Genomic DNA, 17,311 nt, shown 5'->3' on the forward strand with positions numbered 1-17,311 from the left:
AAGACAGGAATAAAAACGCCCGGCGCGGCCGGGCGTCTCAAAGGAGCTTGCTTGGATCAGATGCGCTTGGCTTGCTCTACAGCGTTGCCGATGTAGTTGGCCGGGGTGAGCAGCTTCAGCTCGGCCTTGGCCGCGGCTGGCATGTCCAGGCCGTCGATGAAAGTTTGCAGCGCTTCGGGGCTGATGCCCTTGCCGCGCGTCAATTCTTTCAGCTTCTCGTAGGGGTTTTCGATGTTGTAGCGGCGCATCACGGTCTGGATCGGCTCGGCCAATACTTCCCAGCACGCGTCCAGGTCAGCGGCAATCTTCTGCTCGTTGAGCTCCAGCTTGCTGATGCCTTTGAGGCTGGCTTCGTACGCGATCACGCTGTGGGCAAAGCCCACGCCGAGGTTGCGCAGTACAGTGGAGTCGGTCAGGTCGCGCTGCCAGCGGGAGATCGGCAACTTGCTGGCCAGGTGCTGGAACAGGGCGTTGGCGATGCCCAGGTTGCCTTCGGAGTTTTCGAAGTCGATCGGGTTGACCTTGTGCGGCATGGTCGACGAACCGATTTCGCCGGCAATGGTGCGCTGCTTGAAGTAGCCCAGGGAGATGTAGCCCCAGATATCGCGATCGAAGTCGATCAGGATGGTGTTGAAGCGTGCAATCGCGTCGAACAGTTCGGCGATGTAGTCGTGCGGTTCGATCTGCGTGGTGTAGGGGTTGAAGCCCAGGCCCAGCTCGTCTTCGATGAAGGCGCGGGCGTTGGCTTCCCAGTCGATCTCAGGGTAGGCAGACAGGTGGGCGTTGTAGTTGCCTACGGCGCCGTTGATCTTGCCCAGCAATGGCACGGCGGCGACTTGGGCGATCTGGCGCTCCAGGCGGTACACCACGTTGGCCAGTTCTTTGCCCAGAGTTGTCGGCGAGGCCGGCTGGCCGTGGGTGCGCGACAGCATCGGCACGGCAGCGAAACGGATCGCCAGCTCGCGGATGGCTTCGGCGGTCTGGCGCATCAGCGGCAGCATCACGTCATCACGGCCTTCACGCAGCATCAGGGCGTGGGACAGGTTGTTGATGTCCTCGCTGGTGCAGGCAAAGTGGATGAATTCGCTGACCTGGGCCAGTTCCGGCAGTTGGGCCGCTTGCTCTTTGAGCAGGTATTCGATGGCTTTGACGTCGTGGTTGGTGGTGCGCTCGATCTCTTTCACACGCTCGGCGTGCTCCAGGGAGAAGTTTTCCGCCAGGGTGTTCAATACAGCGTTGGCCTCGGCGGAAAACGCCGGCACTTCGCTGATGGCGGAGTGAGCGGCCAGGCGCTGGAGCCAGCGCACTTCAACCAGGACACGGGCACGGATCAGGCCGTACTCGCTGAAAATAGGGCGCAGGGCCTGGGTTTTGCCGGCGTAGCGGCCGTCAACAGGGGAAACCGCAGTGAGCGAAGAGAGCTGCATGGGGTGTTCTCGGACAGTCGGGCAACGAAATGGGGCGCGTATCATACATGAAAAAATCCGCCGGTCCGTCGCCAACTGACCGGCGTATTACGCGTAATGGCTTGAAAACAGCCTGTTGGTGCGACTTATTCGTTGCGCATCAACGGGTAAAGCTCTTTGAGCAATTTGCGCCGGCTGATCACCAACTGCCAGCGATGACCGCCCAACTGGCGCCATAGGCGTGCCGAACGAATACCGGCCAGGAGCAGGGCGCGGATTTTCGACGCGTTGTTGGGTTGCTGCAGGTTGCGCATGTCGCCGTGCACCTGGATACGCTGGCGCAGGGTGCTCAAGGTGTCCTGGTACAGCGCACCACAGGCGGCGATCACGTTTTCGTGGGCCGGGCCGAAGTGTTCTACCTGGGACTGGATCTGCGGCAAGCGCTTGCCGATGGTGTCCAGCAGGTCGTCGCGCTTGGCCAACTGGCGCTCAAGGCCAAGCATCGACAGGGCGTAGCGCAACGGTTCGCGCTGCAAGGTGCTGGGGTCGCGCTCCAGGGCGCCGATCAGGGCGCGATAGCCTTCACGCAGGGCCAGGTCGTCGCCGCCGTAAACCTCAAGGGTGTCCTTGGGGTCGCGGATCAGCAGGCTGCCGAGCATGCAGGTCAGGCCGGCTTCCGTGACCTGGCCGGTCTTGGCGATCTTGTCCACCAATACCGCAGCGAGAAACACACCGCCAAGGGCCGTCAATTGCTCCTGGGTCGGGCTCATGCCGGGTTGCTCCAGGCTTGCGCGACTTCAATCACGCCGCCGCCCAGGCAGATTTCACCGTCATAGAACACCACGGACTGGCCAGGGGTGACCGCGCGTTGCGGGTCATCGAAGGTGGCGCGGTAACCGGTGGCGGTCTTTTCCAGGGTGCAGGGCTGGTCGCTCTGGCGATAACGCACTTTGGCGGTCAGGCGGCGCGGGGTGCTCAAGTCGACAGGGTTGACCCAGTAGATCTCGGAAGCGAGCAGGGCGCCGGAGAACAGCAGCGGGTGCTCATTGCCTTGGCCGACCACCAGCACGTTGTTTTCCAGGTCTTTTACCAGCACGTACCACGGCTCTTCACCTGCGTCCTTCAGGCCGCCAATGCCCAGGCCCTGGCGCTGGCCAATGGTGTGGTACATCAGGCCATGGTGGTGGCCGATCACTTCACCCTCGGTGGTCTTGATCTCGCCCGGTTGCGCGGGCAGGTATTGCTTGAGGAAGTCGCTGAAGCGACGCTCGCCGATAAAGCAGATGCCGGTGGAATCTTTCTTCTTGGCGGTGGCCAGGCCATGTTTCTCGGCGATCTTGCGCACTTCGGGCTTTTCCAGCTCGCCGACCGGGAACAGGGTCTTGGCGATCTGTTCACCGCCCACGGCGTGCAGGAAGTAGCTCTGGTCCTTGTTCGGGTCCAGGCCCTTGAGCAATTCGGTGCGGCCATCGATATCACGACGGCGCACGTAGTGGCCGGTGGCTATCAGGTCGGCGCCGAGCATCATGGCGTAGTCGAGGAACGCCTTGAACTTGATTTCGCGGTTGCACAGGATGTCCGGGTTCGGCGTGCGGCCTGCCTTGTACTCGGCCAGGAAGTGCTCGAACACGTTGTCCCAGTACTCGGCGGCGAAGTTGGCGGTGTGCAGCTTGATACCGATCTTGTCGCACACGGCCTGAGCGTCCGCGAGGTCGTCCATGGCGGTGCAGTATTCCGTTCCATCGTCTTCTTCCCAGTTCTTCATGAACAGGCCTTCCACCTCATAACCCTGCTCCATGAGCAGAACGGCGGAAACGGAAGAGTCCACGCCGCCGGACATGCCGACGATGACGCGCTTCTTTTGTGTGTCAGAAGGGGCTGGATCACGCATAGGGTTTCAACGGGTGTCTTGAAAAAGGACGCGATTCTAGCAGGCCTGGGCCCGCAAGGCTAAAGAGAAGGGCGGATCAATTCGAGACTGTGGCGCTGGCCGGCCAGGTAATCATCGATGCAGCGGATAATCAGCTCGCTGCGCCAGTCGTCGCGCACCGCCATCAGCTCGTCACGGGTCAACCAGCGGGCGCGCAGGATGCCTTCGTCGAGCTGATACTCCGGGTGGTGTCTCAGGGCCTTGGCGATAAAGCAGACCCGTTGATAGGTCACGCCATTGCTGGGTGCGGTGTACAGGTAAATGCCAACGATGCCGGTAGCTTCCACGTCCCAGCCGGTTTCTTCCAGGGTTTCGCGCACGGCGGCTTCGGTCAGAGTTTCGTTCGGGTCCAGATGGCCGGCGGGCTGGTTGAGCACGGCGCGGCCGCCCTTGAGTTCTTCGACCATCAGGAACTTGCCGTTGTCTTCGACGATGGTGGCGACGGTGATGTGGGGGAGCCAGGTCATTGCTAGCCTCGGTATCTGGAAGGTGGCATGTTCAATGTGGGAGCTGGCTTGCCTTAATGCCAGTCAATTAAGGCTTTTTTGTAGGGGCGAGCTTGCTCGCGAAAAACGTCAACGATAACGCGTGCTTGCTGAATGAACGCGGCGCCTTTGAGTTTTTCGCGAGCAAGCTCGCTCCTACAGACTGCAATCGCAGGCAAGCCAGCTCCCACATTTGATGGGGTTTGTTCAATGAAGTCCCGATAAACAGAAACCCCGGCACTTGGCCGGGGCTTCTTTGCATCCTTACAACCTTACTTCAACTTGGCAATCGCCGCATTGAGGGTGTTGCTTGGGCGCATGGCTTTGCTGGTCAGCTCCGGGTTCGGCGCGTAGTAGCCGTCGATGTCCACTGGCTTGCCCTGTACGGCGTTGAGTTCGGCAACGATGGTTGCTTCGTTCTCGGCCAGGGTTTTGGCCAGTTCGCCAAATTGCGCTTGCAGTGCAGTGTCTTCGGTCTGGGCGGCCAGGGCTTGTGCCCAGTACAGTGCCAGATAGAAGTGGCTGCCGCGGTTGTCGATGTTGCCGACTTTGCGCGATGGCGACTTGTTGTTGTCCAGGAACTGGCCTGTGGCCTGGTCCAGGGTCTTGGACAGCACCAGGGCTTTGGGGTTGTTGTATGTCACACCCAAATGCTCAAGGGATGCGGCCAGGGCCAGGAACTCGCCCAAAGAATCCCAACGCAGGAAGTTTTCTTCCAGCAGTTGCTGCACGTGCTTTGGCGCCGAGCCGCCAGCGCCGGTTTCGAACAGGCCGCCACCGTTCATCAGCGGCACGATCGACAGCATCTTGGCGCTGGTGCCCAGTTCCATGATCGGGAACAGGTCGGTCAGGTAGTCGCGCAGTACGTTGCCGGTCACCGAGATGGTGTCCAGGCCCTTGCGGGTGCGCTCCAGGGTGAACTTCATCGCATCGACCGGGGCCATGATGCGGATGTCCAGGCCTTCGGTGTTGTGGTCTTTCAGGTAAGCCTGAACTTTCTCGACCACTACACCATCGTGGGCGCGCTTGGGGTCCAGCCAGAAGATGGCCGGGGTGTTGCTGGCGCGAGCACGGTTGACGGCGAGCTTGACCCAGTCCTGGATCGGCGCGTCTTTGGTCTGGCACATGCGGAAGATGTCGCCAGCTTCGACGTTCTGTTCCATCAGCAGGTTGCCCTGGCTGTCGGTGACGCGGACAACGCCGTCAGCCTTGATCTGGAAGGTCTTGTCGTGGGAGCCGTACTCTTCGGCTTTCTTGGCCATCAGGCCAACGTTTGGCACGCTGCCCATGGTGGTTGGGTCGAAGGCGCCATTGGCCTTGCAGTCTTCGATGACCGCCTGGTAGATGGTGGCGTAGCAGCGATCCGGGATCACAGCCTTGGTGTCGTGCAGTTGGCCGTCGGTGCCCCACATTTTGCCGGAGTCACGGATCATCGCTGGCATCGAGGCGTCGACGATCACGTCGCTCGGCACGTGCAGGTTGGTGATGCCTTTGTCGGAGTTGACCATCGCCAGGGCAGGGCGAGCGGCGTAGACCGCCTGGATGTCGGCTTCGATCTGCGCTTGCTGGTCGGCCGGCAGGGCCTTGATGCGGGCGTACAGGTCGCCGATGCCGTTGTTCAGGTTGAAGCCGATCTGTTCCAGCACGGTGGCGTGCTTGGCCAGGGCGTCTTTATAGAACTCGGCAACGATCTGGCCGAACATGATCGGGTCGGAGACCTTCATCATGGTGGCTTTCAAGTGAACCGACAGCAGCACGCCTTGCTTCTTGGCGTCTTCGATTTCAGCGGCGATGAAGCTGCGCAGGGCTTTCTTGCTCAGCACGGCGGTGTCGATGATTTCGCCGGCTTGTACGTTGGTCTTTTCCTTCAGGACGGTGGTGGTGCCGTCCTTTGCAACCAGCGCAATTTTGACAGCGTCAGCGGCTTCGATCTGCACGGCTTTTTCGCTGCCGTAGAAGTCGCCGTTGTTCATGTGGGCAATGTGCGACTTGGAGTCGGCAGCCCAGGCGCCCATCTTGTGCGGGTGCTTGCGTGCGTAGTTCTTGACCGACAGCGGTGCGCGGCGGTCAGAGTTGCCTTCGCGCAGGACCGGGTTCACGGCGCTGCCCTTGACCTTGTCGTAACGTGCACGGGTTTCTTTTTCCGCGTCGGTGGTTACGGTTTCAGGGTAGTCCGGCAGGGCATAGCCCTGGGCCTGCAGTTCCTTGATCGCGGCTTGCAGCTGCGGGGTCGAGGCGCTGATGTTGGGAAGCTTGATGATGTTGGCTTCAGGCGTAACGGCCAGGTCGCCCAGTTCGGCGAGGTGGTCCGGGATGGCCTTGGTGCCCAGTTGCTCGGGGAAGCTTGCGAGGATGCGCCCGGCGAGGGAAATGTCGCGGGTTTCCACGGCAATATCAGCGGAAGCGGTGAAGGCCTCTACGATAGGCAGCAGTGAATAGGTGGCGAGGGCTGGGGCTTCGTCGGTGAAGGTGTAGATGATCTTCGAGCGGGTGGGCATATTCGGATTAACTCTCTTCTTTGCTGAAAGCGTGCGCAGAAACTCGAGATGCGCCGGGTAGAGCGCGTTCGTTCAAAGTCATCCATGAGCGAAATGTCGAGGTTTCTTCGCGGTGATGTTGGTTTGCATCAGTCGAGCGTCAAGCGGGTGGGCTATGGTAATAGTCCGGCTTTCTGGCGAAAGGCTACGTTCTAGAGCGGTCCGCCGTCGTGACTCTTTGGTCAGCGGCGGCATTATACATAGGTCGCTATGCTTACGCTGAGCCTTCATGAAAAAGGAGGCTCGTCCATTGGTCTAAAGGTCGCAGGCGCACAGGGTGGTGGGATGTGCTCAAGATTGGCGCTTTTCCCTTTGCTTTCAGGCTTGTAGGCCACCAAATATGCTGTTTTCGATGCAAATGAGCATGGCGTGAGGTTTCAGTCGCCATTTATCTGGAGTAGGCTCGAACGCAGCCAGATGTTCAATCCATAGATGGAGTTCAGCATGGGATACAAGAAGATTCAGGTTCCGGCAGTCGGCGACAAAATCACCGTCAATGCAGACCATTCTCTCAATGTTCCTGACCAACCGATCATCCCCTACATCGAAGGTGACGGTATTGGCGTCGACATCAGCCCGGTGATGATCAAGGTGGTCGACGCCGCTGTTGAAAAGGCTTACGGCGGCAAGCGCAAAATCTCCTGGATGGAGGTGTACGCTGGCGAAAAGGCCACTCAAGTTTACGACCAGGATACCTGGCTGCCCCAGGAAACCCTGGATGCGGTCAAGGATTACGTGGTGTCCATCAAGGGCCCCCTCACCACGCCGGTCGGTGGCGGCATCCGCTCGCTGAACGTGGCGCTGCGCCAGCAACTCGACCTGTACGTGTGTCTGCGCCCGGTGCGCTGGTTCGAAGGCGTGCCCAGCCCGGTGAAAAAGCCTGGCGACGTGGACATGACCATCTTCCGTGAGAACTCCGAGGATATTTACGCGGGCATCGAGTGGAAGGCCGGTTCGCCGGAAGCGATCAAGGTGATCAAGTTTCTCAAGGAAGAAATGGGCGTTACCAAGATCCGTTTCGACCAGGATTGCGGGATTGGCGTCAAGCCGGTCTCCAAAGAGGGCACCAAGCGCCTAGCGCGCAAGGCCTTGCAGTATGTGGTGGATAACGACCGCGATTCGCTGACCATCGTGCACAAAGGCAACATCATGAAGTTCACCGAAGGGGCCTTCAAGGAGTGGGCCTACGAGGTGGCGGCTGAAGAGTTCGGCGCGACCCTGCTCGACGGCGGGCCGTGGATGCAGTTCAAGAACCCCAGGACCGGCAAGAATGTGGTGGTCAAGGATGCCATTGCCGACGCCATGCTCCAGCAGATCCTGCTGCGCCCGGCTGAATATGACGTGATCGCCACGCTCAACCTCAATGGTGATTACCTGTCCGACGCCCTAGCGGCGGAGGTGGGCGGTATTGGTATTGCGCCGGGGGCCAACCTGTCGGACACCGTGGCAATGTTCGAAGCTACCCACGGTACTGCGCCTAAATACGCGGGCAAGGATCAGGTCAACCCTGGGTCATTGATCCTGTCGGCGGAAATGATGCTGCGGCATATGGGCTGGGTCGAGGCGGCGGATCTGATCATCAAGGGCACCAACGGCGCGATTTCGGCCAAGACCGTGACCTATGATTTCGAGCGTCTGATGGATGGCGCTACGCTGGTGTCGTCGTCGGGCTTTGGTGATGCGTTGATCAAGCATATGTAAACAGGCAGAGAAAACCGGCCGCCCTGATGAATCGGGGTGGCCGGTTTGCTTTGAGTGCTTAATTTCAGTGGCTGGTCAGGCCTGTTGCTTCTCTGATTTTTCTACCTTTGTTTCTTTCACGCCTGTAGTGGCAGGCGCATCTACAATATTTACGGCATGCGTGCCTTTTGGCCCTTGAATGATTTCAAAGTTGACACGCTGTCCCGCTTTCAGTGTTTTGTAGCCATCCATCTTGATCGCTGAGAAATGCGCAAAAAGGTCTTCATCCTTGCCGTCTTCATTGACGAAGCCGTAACCCTTGGCATTGTTGAACCACTTGACCTTACCACTTAGCATCGCCATATCCCTCTGCACCAGACTCCATCACTGGAGTATCATCCTGTCTATCCGTCCTAACCCGAATAAATAAGGTTGACTGCGCGGACCTTTTTTGCCCACTGTGGGCTCTATTCGTTGTAACACCGTTTCGCCGATAGTCAAGGTGACCAAAGGGTCAGAGTTGAAATTCTGACAGGTCGCCCCCACCACTGTAATTGAACCACTGACGAACCTTTCTTTCCCATGCATGCAAACAGCCAGATTCGACTAACATTCAATCAGGATCGCCCGGATCAGGAACATGACGACGACGGTTCTGCAGGCATTGCTGTTCAGGAGGCGAAGCCTGCTTTACAGGCGCCGCCGATGTACAAGGTGGTTTTGTTTAATGATGACTACACACCGATGGATTTCGTCGTCGAAGTGCTCGAGGTGTTTTTCAACCTGAACCGCGAGTTGGCGACCAAGGTAATGCTGGCCGTTCACACAGAAGGACGGGCAGTATGTGGAGTGTTTACCCGCGACATCGCCGAGACAAAGGCCATGCAGGTCAACCAGTACGCCAGGGAAAGCCAGCATCCGCTACTCTGTGAAATCGAGAAGGACGGTTAACGCCGACCACTTGGGTATGAGGTGAAGCTATGTTAAACCGCGAGCTCGAAGTCACCCTCAATCTTGCCTTCAAGGAGGCTCGTTCGAAGCGTCATGAATTCATGACCGTCGAACACCTTTTGCTGGCACTTTTGGATAACGAAGCTGCCGCCACCGTTCTACGTGCGTGCGGCGCCAACCTTGACAAGCTCAAGCATGACCTGCAGGAGTTTATCGACTCCACTACGCCACTGATCCCCGTGCATGACGAGGACCGCGAAACCCAGCCAACCCTGGGCTTCCAGCGGGTATTGCAGCGTGCTGTGTTCCACGTACAGAGCTCCGGTAAGCGTGAGGTCACAGGCGCGAACGTGCTGGTGGCGATTTTCAGCGAACAGGAAAGCCAGGCCGTGTTCCTGCTCAAGCAGCAGAGCGTTGCCCGTATTGATGTGGTCAACTACATCGCCCACGGTATCTCCAAGGTGCCTGGGCACGGCGATCATTACGAGGGTGAGCAGGACATGCAGGACGAGGAGGGCGGAGAGTCTTCTTCTTCCAGCAACCCGCTGGATGCCTATGCCAGTAACCTCAATGAAATGGCGCGCCAGGGGCGGATCGATCCGCTGGTGGGGCGTGAGCATGAGGTTGAGCGTGTAGCGCAGATCCTTGCGCGTCGTCGCAAGAACAACCCGTTGCTGGTGGGCGAGGCTGGCGTGGGTAAGACCGCGATTGCCGAAGGCCTGGCCAAGCGCATTGTCGACAACCAGGTGCCAGACCTGCTGGCCAGTAGTGTCGTCTACTCCCTTGACCTGGGCGCGTTGCTCGCCGGGACCAAGTACCGTGGCGATTTCGAGAAGCGCTTCAAGGCGTTGCTCGGCGAGCTGAAAAAACGCCCGCAGGCCATCCTGTTCATCGACGAGATCCATACCATCATTGGCGCCGGTGCGGCTTCCGGTGGGGTGATGGACGCTTCCAACCTGCTCAAGCCGCTGCTGTCCTCGGGTGATATCCGCTGCATTGGTTCGACCACGTTCCAGGAATTTCGCGGCATCTTCGAAAAAGACCGTGCCCTGGCGCGTCGCTTCCAGAAAGTCGACGTGTCCGAGCCGTCGGTTGAAGACACCATCGGCATCCTGCGCGGGCTCAAGGGGCGTTTTGAAGCGCACCATGGCATCGAGTACACCGATGAGGCCTTGCGTGCGGCGGCTGAGCTGGCGTCGCGCTACATCAACGACCGGCACATGCCAGACAAAGCCATCGATGTGATCGACGAGGCGGGTGCCTACCAGCGCCTGCAGCCGGTCGAGAAGCGCGTGAAGCGCATCGACGTGCCTCAGGTCGAGGATATCGTGGCCAAGATCGCGCGGATTCCGCCAAAACACGTCACCAGTTCCGACAAAGAGCTGCTGCGTAACCTGGAGCGCGACCTCAAGCTCACCGTGTTTGGCCAGGATGCGGCCATCGACTCGTTGTCCACGGCGATCAAGTTGTCCCGTGCGGGCCTCAAGTCGCCGGACAAGCCAGTCGGTTCGTTCCTGTTCGCAGGCCCGACCGGCGTCGGCAAGACCGAGGCGGCTCGCCAGTTGGCCAAGGCCATGGGTATCGAGCTGGTCCGTTTCGACATGTCCGAATACATGGAGCGCCACACTGTATCGCGCTTGATCGGTGCGCCTCCGGGCTATGTCGGTTTCGACCAGGGCGGCCTGTTGACCGAGGCGATCACCAAGCAGCCACACTGCGTATTGTTGCTCGATGAAATCGAAAAGGCTCACCCGGAAGTCTTCAACCTGCTGTTGCAGGTCATGGACCACGGCACCCTGACCGACAACAACGGGCGCAAGGCGGATTTCCGCAACGTCATCGTGATCATGACCACCAACGCTGGTGCTGAAACCGCGGCGCGGGCTTCGATCGGCTTTACGCATCAGGATCACTCGTCTGATGCCATGGAAGTGATCAAGAAGAGTTTCACGCCGGAGTTCCGCAACCGCCTGGACACCATTATCCAGTTTGGTCGCCTCAGTCATGAGGTCATCAAAAGCGTGGTGGACAAGTTCCTCACCGAGCTTCAAGCGCAGTTGGAAGACAAGCGCGTGCAGCTGGATGTGACGGAGGCGGCCCGCAGTTGGATCGCAGAAGGCGGCTACGATGCGGCAATGGGCGCACGCCCAATGGCGCGTCTGATCCAGGACAAGATCAAACGGCCATTGGCCGAAGAGATCCTGTTCGGCGAACTCTCCGACCATGGCGGCGTGGTGCATATCGACCTGAAGGACGGCGAGCTGACCTTCGAGTTCGAGACCACGGCGGAAATGGCCTGATCGTTAGCTGCAACATTGCAAAAGGCGCCGAAAGGCGCCTTTTTGCTGCCTGAAATACGATTTATGAGCTGGCTTGCCTGCGATGGCGGTCCTTCAGTAGCACATGGTTAGCTGGCCCCCCGCTATCGCAGTATCGGTATCTACACAACTTTGTAGGTTGTGGCCGTCAACGGTAACCACGATGCGAAGCGAGCCGCTCTTGCTCTTGATCTGCTTTTGATCTTAAGCGCCCCGTCAAACCACGCTGGCCGGAATTCGACAGGGATTTGGGGGGTAAACCGGCAGGGATGCCGGTTTAGCCGCCCCGCGCCATGGATGGCGCGTGGCGGCGGCCCCCCAAATCACTGGCGGATTACGGGCACACCGAGCCTAAGCGAGGTGCCGAGTGGTGGGGCAAGAGCCCTTTGGTTACTTTGGGGCTCTTTTCCAAAGTGACCCGCCGTCAGGGCGGAACCCTAAGCGGCCGTTACCGCAGCAATGGATATGTACACAATCCAACGGTGTTGACCGCCAGGCCGCCTTCGCGAGCAAGCCCGCTCCCACAGTTGGATTGTGGGGTGTCAGGTAGAGAGATGTCGGCTGTCAGGCCGCCATCGCAGGCAAGCCAGCTCCACAGGGACAGTGGTGACTGTTAAATCGCGCGCACACAAAAACGCCCGGCATAACCGGGCGTTTTGTATTGACTTGCTTAGCGAGCGCGGTAAGTGATGCGCCCTTTGCTCAAGTCATAGGGCGTCAGCTCGACGCGCACTTTGTCACCGGTAAGAATACGAATGTAGTTCTTGCGCATCTTGCCGGAGATATGCGCGGTTACGACGTGCCCATTTTCCAACTCCACACGAAACATGGTGTTGGGCAGGGTGTCGACGACAGTGCCTTCCATTTCGAAGCTGTCTTCTTTCGACATGCAGTAAAGCCCTCGGTATCCAGTGAATGGCCCGGTGCAACTGCGCCAGGCAAAAGCGGCGTGCATTGTGCCCGAAAAAGGGTGTTCACGCCAAGGGGTTCTAGTTAAGCGTGACCCATCTTTGATTAATCAGCAGCTCAATGGGCCGATATTGGGTCTTGTAGTTCATCTTTTTGCAGTTCTTGATCCAGTATCCGAGGTACACCGCTTCCAGTTCCAGGCGCAGCGCTTCGCCTATTTGCCAGAGGATGGCGAAGCGCCCGAGGCTGCGGCGCTCTTCGGTCGGTTCATAGAAGGTGTACACCGCCGAGAGGCCATTGGGTAGCAGGTCGGTGACCGCCACGGCCAGCAGGCGGCCGTCGAGGCGGAACTCGTAGAAGCGCGAAAAGGGCAGGTCACGCACCAGGAACGTGGAAAACTGGTCGCGGCTGGGCGGAAACATATCGCCGTCGGCATGACGCTGCTCGATATAGCGTTGGTAGAGATCGAAATACTCTTCGCTATATTGGGGGTTAGTGGCGTGTACGGTCAGGTCGGCGTTGCGCTTGAGAATGCGTTTCTGGTTACGGTCGGGCGAAAACTGCGCCACCGGGATACGCGCAGGCACGCAGGCATTACAGTTCTGGCAATGGGGGCGGTACAGGTGGTCGCCGCTGCGCCGAAAGCCCATCTCGGACAGGTCGGCATACACATGCACGTCCATGGGCTGGCTGGGATCGAGGAACAGCGTGGTGGCCTGCTCGTCGGGCAGATAGCTGCATGAGTGGGCTTGAGTGGCATAGAACTTCAAGCGCGCCAGCTCGGTCATGATCAACCCTCGGGATAAGCTTTGAAATAAGTGTAAGCCACGTGCGCGAAAGTCGCCTAGGAAACCCACGGCCCAGCGTTGGGTTGGTCCAGATGTTTGTGCAGGAAGTCAGCGAAGACGCTGCGCGGTATGCCACGGGCACCCAGGCTGTGCAGGTGATCGTTGGGCATCTGGCAGTCGATCAGCACAAACCCCCAGGCTTGCAGTTGCCGGGTCAACGTGGCGAAACCGAATTTGGAGGCGTTGTCGGCGCGGCTGAACATGGACTCGCCAAAAAACAACTGGCCCATCGCCAGGCCGTACAGGCCGCCCACCAGTTCGCCCTGGTCCCAGACCTCGACGGAATGCGCGTAGCCGCGTTGGTGCAGCTCCAGGTAGGCCTGCTGGATGCCTTCGGTGATCCAGGTGCCATCGGCGTAGGCGCGGGGCGCGGCGCAGGCTTGGATGACGGCGGCGAAGTCCTGGTCGAAGGTCACGGTATAGCGCTGCTGGCGCAATAATTTGCCCAGGCTGCGGGAAACATGCAGCTCGTCGGGGAATATCACTGTGCGCGGGTCGGGTGACCACCAGAGGATAGGCTGGCCTTCGGAGAACCAGGGGAAGCAGCCATGGCGGTAGGCCTGGATCAGTCGTTCAGCCGACAGGTCGCCACCGGCGGCGAGCAGGCCGTTGGGTTCGCGCATGGCCTTGGCCAAGGGTGGGAATGTCAGGGTGTCGCGTTGTAACCAGGTCAGCATGGCATCCAGGCTTACGGTAGGGGAGGGGAGTGGCAGGTCATTCACCTGCGCCGCAAGCGTTGATTATTGACGACCCAGCGCCACGGGGCCAGCCCGAATAGGCTATTGACGTGGATTAGCATGAGCGGGTGTTTCTGCAACTCTGCACACCGGGTGTGGTCGTAATCGGGTCTGGCGCATGCCAGCCCTTTGCCAAGCTTGCCTGGATTGCTAAATACAGCTCATAAGCCTTTGTCAGCAAAGGCAATGCATGCTCAAATTGTGCGTGCAGTCAGGTGAGCGGCAAGTGTGTGGCATCGCGCACGCAAACCCGTACAATGCGGCCATTGTGGCGTTATCGCCATTTCACCTATCCGTCACCGGGTGTTAAAAGTAGATTCAGCAACATTCGTTCATTTTTCAGCTGCTCCGGATAGAGCAGTCGTGTGTAGTCATTCAACAGATGGACGCGCTAAAGGCGCAGGAATAGACCCGTTTTGAAGAAATCCGCCGCAGCACCTAAAGCAGCAGTCGTACCGGCCTGGCGCCAGCACCTGCATTACCGACTCAAGGAAGGCGCACTGATTGCCATCGGTGCGCTGTGCCTGTTCCTGATGATGGCCTTGCTCACCTATGGCAAGGACGATCCGGGCTGGAGCCATAACAGCAAGATTGATGATGTGCAGAATTTCGGCGGCCCGGTAGGTTCCTACAGCGCCGATATCCTCTTCATGATCCTGGGTTACTTCGCCTACATTTTCCCGCTGTTGCTGGCGATCAAGACCTGGCAGATCTTCCGCCAGCGTCACGAGCCGTGGCAGTGGAGCGGCTGGCTGTTTTCCTGGCGCCTGATCGGTCTGGTGTTCCTGGTGCTGTCGGGCGCTGCGCTGGCACATATCCACTTCCATGCGCCGACCGGCCTGCCGGCGGGCGCGGGCGGGGCCCTGGGCGAAAGCCTTGGCGACCTGGCGCGCAGGACCCTGAATATCCAGGGCAGCACCCTGATGTTCATCGCGCTGTTCCTGTTCGGACTCACGGTATTCACCGACCTGTCGTGGTTCAAGGTGATGGACGTGACCGGCAAGATCACCCTCGATCTGTTCGAATTGTTCCAGGGCGCCGCCAACCGCTGGTGGGCCGCCCGTGTCGAGCGCAAGCAAATGGTGGCGCAGCTGCGTGAAGTGGACACCCGCGTCAACGAGGTGGTGGCCCCAAGCACGCCGGATCGACGCGAGCAAGCCAAGGTCAAGGAGCGCTTGATCGAGCGCGAGCAGGCCCTGAGCAAGCACATGTCGGACCGTGAAAAGCAGGTGCCGCCGGTGATCGCCCCGGCACCGCCCAAGGCGCCGGAGCCCAGCCATCGCGTGCAAAAAGAGAAACAGGCACCGCTGTTTATCGACAGCGCCGTCGAAGGCACCTTGCCGCCGATCTCGATTCTGGACCCGGCCGAAAAGAAACAACTCAACTATTCCCCGGAATCCCTGGCGGCCGTCGGCCACCTGCTGGAAATCAAGCTCAAGGAGTTCGGCGTCGAAGTGTCGGTGGACTCTATCCATCCGGGCCCGGTGATTACCCGTTACGAAATCCAACCGGCCGCCGGGGTAAAAGTCAGCCGCATTTCCAACCTGGCCAAAGACTTGGCGCGTTCCCTGGCCGTGACCAGCGTGCGCGTGGTGGAAGTGATCCCGGGCAAGACCACCGTGGGTATCGAGATCCCCAACGAAGACCGGCAGATCGTGCGTTTCTCCGAAGTGCTGTCGACCCCGGAATACGACAACTTCAAATCGCCGGTCACCCTGGCGCTCGGCCATGACATCGGCGGCAAGCCGGTGATCACCGACTTGGCGAAAATGCCTCACTTGCTGGTGGCCGGTACCACCGGCTCCGGTAAGTCGGTGGGTGTGAACGCCATGATCCTGTCGATCCTGTTCAAGTCCGGGCCGGATGACGCCAAGCTGATCATGATCGACCCGAAGATGTTGGAACTGTCGATCTACGAAGGCATCCCGCACCTGCTGTGCCCGGTGGTCACCGACATGAAGGACGCCGCCAACGCCCTGCGCTGGAGCGTTGCCGAGATGGAGCGCCGCTACAAGCTGATGGCGAAGATGGGCGTGCGTAACCTGTCGGGCTTCAATGCCAAGGTCAAGGAAGCCCAGGACGCCGGCACACCGCTGACCGACCCGCTGTACAAGCGCGAAAGCATTCACGATGAAGCACCGCTGCTGACCAAGCTGCCGACCATCGTGGTGGTGGTCGATGAGTTTGCCGACATGATGATGATCGTCGGCAAGAAGGTTGAAGAGCTGATCGCCCGTATCGCCCAGAAGGCGCGGGCGGCGGGTATCCACTTGATCCTTGCGACCCAGCGGCCGTCGGTGGACGTGATCACCGGTCTGATCAAGGCCAACATCCCGACGCGCATGGCGTTCCAGGTCTCCAGCAAGATCGATTCGCGCACCATCATCGACCAGGGTGGCGCCGAGCAACTGCTGGGCCACGGTGACATGCTCTACATGCCGCCGGGCACCAGCCTGCCGATTCGCGTTCACGGTGCCTTTGTTTCCGATGACGAAGTGCACCGCGTGGTCGAAGCCTGGAAACTGCGCGGCGCGCCGGAATACAACGACGACATTCTCGCTGGCGTGGAAGAGGCCGGCAGCGGCTTCGACGGTGGCAGCAGCGGTGGCGACGATGATGCTGAAACCGACGCGCTCTACGACGAAGCCGTGGCCTTCGTACTGGAAAGCCGCCGGGCCTCGATTTCGGCGGTGCAGCGCAAGCTGAAAATCGGCTACAACCGTGCCGCCCGCATGATCGAAGCCATGGAAATGGCCGGCGTCGTGACCGCAATGAACACCAATGGCTCGCGTGAAGTCATCGCCCCCGGGCAGATGCGCGACTGATCCCGCGCCGCGTGGCAACACGCGGCGTGCCCTGACTACTCAATGAGGACTCCCATGCGCTTTATCCGCATGCTGTTGTTGCCGGCCCTGGCCCTGACCGCTGTTTCGGCTCACGCTGACCCGGCTTCTGTCGCCAGCCTGAAGAACCTGTTGGACAAATCCCAGACCCTCACCGCGCGCTTCTCCCAGCTGACCCTGGATGCTGGCGGCACCCAGTTGCAGGAAACCGCCGGTGAAATGGCCGTGCAGCGCCCAGGGCTGTTCTACTGGCATACCGAAGGCAAGGCGGAGCAGACCATCGTTTCCGACGGTCAGAAAGTCACGCTGTGGGACCCGGACCTGGAGCAGGCCACCATCAAGAAGCTCGATCCGCGCCTGAATCAGACCCCAGCGTTGCTGCTGTCGGGCGATGTGTCGAAAATCAATGACAGCTTCGACATCACCTCCAAGCAGACCAGCAACGTCATCGAGTTCACCCTCAAGCCAAAATCCAAGGACACGTTGTTTGACACGCTGTCCCTGTCGTTCGGCAACGGCGTGATCAACAACATGCGCCTGGTCGACAGCGTCGGCCAGCGCACCGATATCCTGTTCTCCGGGGTCAAGGCCAACCAGCCGGTGCCCGCGTCCAAGTTCAAGTTCGACATCCCCAAGGGTGCCGACGTGATCCAGGAATAAACTGCCC

14 protein-coding genes are annotated in these 17,311 nt (G+C 59.6%); 5 read left to right on the forward strand and 9 right to left on the reverse strand.

What is annotated here, in order from left to right; translation table 11 throughout:
• Positions 1 to 56: 56 nt before the first annotated feature.
• The 5 genes from purB to CRN80_RS21310 form a co-directional block, all read right to left on the reverse strand.
• A complete protein-coding gene (purB, locus tag CRN80_RS21290) occupies positions 57 to 1,427 on the reverse strand; it encodes an adenylosuccinate lyase (RefSeq protein WP_044274597.1) in 1,371 nt (456 codons plus the stop codon).
• Positions 1,428 to 1,552: 125 nt separating this feature from the next.
• Positions 1,553 to 2,176, reverse strand: a complete 624-nt coding sequence (gene hflD, locus CRN80_RS21295) for a high frequency lysogenization protein HflD (protein WP_003192101.1) — start codon at positions 2,174 to 2,176, stop codon at positions 1,553 to 1,555.
• On the reverse strand, positions 2,173 to 3,297 hold the full coding sequence (mnmA, locus tag CRN80_RS21300) for a tRNA 2-thiouridine(34) synthase MnmA (protein ID WP_098950999.1): 1,125 nt from the start codon (positions 3,295 to 3,297) through the stop codon (positions 2,173 to 2,175). The genes hflD and mnmA overlap by 4 nt, the downstream gene beginning before the upstream one ends.
• A 59-nt stretch (positions 3,298 to 3,356) precedes the next feature.
• Positions 3,357 to 3,803: an NUDIX hydrolase gene (locus tag CRN80_RS21305; RefSeq protein WP_032896672.1), complete on the reverse strand. Its 447-nt coding sequence runs from the start codon at positions 3,801 to 3,803 to the stop codon at positions 3,357 to 3,359.
• 290 nt (positions 3,804 to 4,093) lie between these two features.
• On the reverse strand, positions 4,094 to 6,319 hold the full coding sequence (locus CRN80_RS21310; RefSeq protein ID WP_098951001.1) for an NADP-dependent isocitrate dehydrogenase: 2,226 nt from the start codon (positions 6,317 to 6,319) through the stop codon (positions 4,094 to 4,096).
• Positions 6,320 to 6,802: 483 nt separating this feature from the next.
• Here CRN80_RS21310 and icd point away from each other — a divergent pair, with 483 nt between their 5' ends.
• Positions 6,803 to 8,059: an NADP-dependent isocitrate dehydrogenase gene (icd, locus tag CRN80_RS21315; RefSeq protein ID WP_032897879.1), complete on the forward strand. Its 1,257-nt coding sequence runs from the start codon at positions 6,803 to 6,805 to the stop codon at positions 8,057 to 8,059.
• A gap of 75 nt (positions 8,060 to 8,134) precedes the next feature.
• On the opposite strand, the gene cspD is transcribed toward icd, so the two are convergent.
• Complete coding sequence (gene cspD / locus CRN80_RS21320; protein ID WP_032897881.1) at positions 8,135 to 8,395, reverse strand: cold shock domain-containing protein CspD; 261 nt, start codon at positions 8,393 to 8,395, stop codon at positions 8,135 to 8,137.
• A gap of 225 nt (positions 8,396 to 8,620) precedes the next feature.
• On the opposite strand from cspD, the gene clpS reads away from it, so the two are divergent.
• Positions 8,621 to 8,989 (forward strand): ATP-dependent Clp protease adapter ClpS, encoded by a 369-nt coding sequence (gene clpS / locus CRN80_RS21325; RefSeq protein ID WP_005789091.1) that lies wholly within the window; start codon positions 8,621 to 8,623, stop codon positions 8,987 to 8,989.
• Positions 8,990 to 9,018: 29 nt separating this feature from the next.
• Entirely contained in the window at positions 9,019 to 11,289 is a 2,271-nt protein-coding gene (clpA, locus tag CRN80_RS21330) for an ATP-dependent Clp protease ATP-binding subunit ClpA (RefSeq protein ID WP_098951002.1), read from the forward strand.
• A gap of 688 nt (positions 11,290 to 11,977) precedes the next feature.
• Here clpA and infA read toward each other — a convergent pair.
• From infA to aat, 3 genes are all read right to left on the reverse strand, one after another.
• A complete protein-coding gene (gene infA / locus CRN80_RS21340) occupies positions 11,978 to 12,196 on the reverse strand; it encodes a translation initiation factor IF-1 (RefSeq protein WP_002553999.1) in 219 nt (72 codons plus the stop codon).
• 100 nt (positions 12,197 to 12,296) lie between these two features.
• The gene (locus tag CRN80_RS21345; protein WP_032896674.1) at positions 12,297 to 13,004 is read right to left on the reverse strand and encodes an arginyltransferase; all 708 of its coding nucleotides are present in this window, start codon (positions 13,002 to 13,004) and stop codon (positions 12,297 to 12,299) included.
• Positions 13,005 to 13,060: 56 nt separating this feature from the next.
• Entirely contained in the window at positions 13,061 to 13,741 is a 681-nt protein-coding gene (gene aat, locus CRN80_RS21350; RefSeq protein WP_003192086.1) for a leucyl/phenylalanyl-tRNA--protein transferase, read from the reverse strand.
• A gap of 476 nt (positions 13,742 to 14,217) precedes the next feature.
• Between aat and ftsK the strand changes: the two genes are divergently transcribed.
• Both ftsK and lolA read left to right on the forward strand, forming a co-directional pair.
• Positions 14,218 to 16,626: a DNA translocase FtsK gene (gene ftsK, locus CRN80_RS21355; RefSeq protein WP_003192084.1), complete on the forward strand. Its 2,409-nt coding sequence runs from the start codon at positions 14,218 to 14,220 to the stop codon at positions 16,624 to 16,626.
• Between the two features lie 54 nt (positions 16,627 to 16,680).
• Positions 16,681 to 17,304: an outer membrane lipoprotein chaperone LolA gene (lolA, locus tag CRN80_RS21360; RefSeq protein WP_003174700.1), complete on the forward strand. Its 624-nt coding sequence runs from the start codon at positions 16,681 to 16,683 to the stop codon at positions 17,302 to 17,304.
• The last annotated feature ends 7 nt before the right edge of the window (positions 17,305 to 17,311 follow it).

This window comes from Pseudomonas sp. FDAARGOS_380 (genome assembly GCF_002591235.1).
Classification (GTDB): Bacteria; Pseudomonadota; Gammaproteobacteria; order Pseudomonadales; family Pseudomonadaceae; genus Aquipseudomonas; species Aquipseudomonas salmasensis.

Coding starts and splice junctions, on each gene's coding strand:
- clpS (WP_005789091.1), top strand. CDS start 8,621: ATGCATGCAAACAGCCAGATTCGACTAACATTCAATCAGGATCGCCCG.
- hflD (WP_003192101.1), bottom strand. CDS start 2,176: ATGAGCCCGACCCAGGAGCAATTGACGGCCCTTGGCGGTGTGTTTCTC.
- clpA (WP_098951002.1), top strand. CDS start 9,019: ATGTTAAACCGCGAGCTCGAAGTCACCCTCAATCTTGCCTTCAAGGAG.
- lolA (WP_003174700.1), top strand. CDS start 16,681: ATGCGCTTTATCCGCATGCTGTTGTTGCCGGCCCTGGCCCTGACCGCT.
- cspD (WP_032897881.1), bottom strand. CDS start 8,395: ATGCTAAGTGGTAAGGTCAAGTGGTTCAACAATGCCAAGGGTTACGGC.
- aat (WP_003192086.1), bottom strand. CDS start 13,741: ATGCTGACCTGGTTACAACGCGACACCCTGACATTCCCACCCTTGGCC.
- icd (WP_032897879.1), top strand. CDS start 6,803: ATGGGATACAAGAAGATTCAGGTTCCGGCAGTCGGCGACAAAATCACC.
- mnmA (WP_098950999.1), bottom strand. CDS start 3,297: ATGCGTGATCCAGCCCCTTCTGACACACAAAAGAAGCGCGTCATCGTC.
- infA (WP_002553999.1), bottom strand. CDS start 12,196: ATGTCGAAAGAAGACAGCTTCGAAATGGAAGGCACTGTCGTCGACACC.
- CRN80_RS21305 (WP_032896672.1), bottom strand. CDS start 3,803: ATGACCTGGCTCCCCCACATCACCGTCGCCACCATCGTCGAAGACAAC.
- CRN80_RS21310 (WP_098951001.1), bottom strand. CDS start 6,319: ATGCCCACCCGCTCGAAGATCATCTACACCTTCACCGACGAAGCCCCA.
- purB (WP_044274597.1), bottom strand. CDS start 1,427: ATGCAGCTCTCTTCGCTCACTGCGGTTTCCCCTGTTGACGGCCGCTAC.
- CRN80_RS21345 (WP_032896674.1), bottom strand. CDS start 13,004: ATGACCGAGCTGGCGCGCTTGAAGTTCTATGCCACTCAAGCCCACTCA.